This window comes from Paenibacillus sp. P4_A7, assembly GCF_056402455.1.
On record NZ_JBFUHJ010000906.1, the window covers coordinates 1 to 663 of the forward strand.

At 36.7% G+C, this 663-nt stretch carries 1 pseudogene; it reads left to right on the forward strand.

From position 1 onward, the window contains the following. Positions 1-120: 120 nt before the first annotated feature. Positions 121-531, forward strand: a pseudogene (locus AC1DWN_RS34860) (DinB family protein); the annotation flags it as partial. Between the last annotated feature and the right edge of the window lie 132 nt (positions 532-663).

Sequence of the window (663 nt, forward strand, 5' to 3'; positions counted from 1 at the left end):
ATATATGGATGAGCAGGCGCTTCGGTAGCCTGCTCATTTCTTTATCAAAAGGATATTTTGATAATACTCACTAATATTCTAGTATTGGTTACATTCGGAATTATAAGGAGTATTGTCATCATGATAAATTTATTTAATTATAACTGGATGGTAAGGGATGAATGCTTTGAATTATGCAAGCAAATTCCTTTCGAAGAGTTGTTGTCTTTACGTGTTGGAGGAGTAGGGAGTATTGTCTACACACTATTTCACATTATAGATGTAGAATATAGCTGGATTCGCGGAATACAAGGTAAACCAGATATTCAAATACAATTTATAGAGACTGAGTCAGTCGAGGGCGTTCAGAAATTTTCAGACAATTGCCGGGATGAAATACAAGAATTTCTTGCATCATTGAAAAGTGATGACAAAGAAATTGTATCTGTTCCATGGAGTGATGGATATTACACCAAACATGAAGTCTTACATCATTTAGTTTCTCATGAAATACATCATATGGGTCAATTATCCATATGGGTAAGAGAGCTTGGGCTCGAGTCGATCTCCGTTTCCACCCTTTGCCGTGAAGCTGTTGTGAATAGAGGCACCTTTTACTTGCATTTTAAGGACATCGGTGCATTGTTTGACGAGCATCTTCATTATTTGCTCAAAGATTTGGAG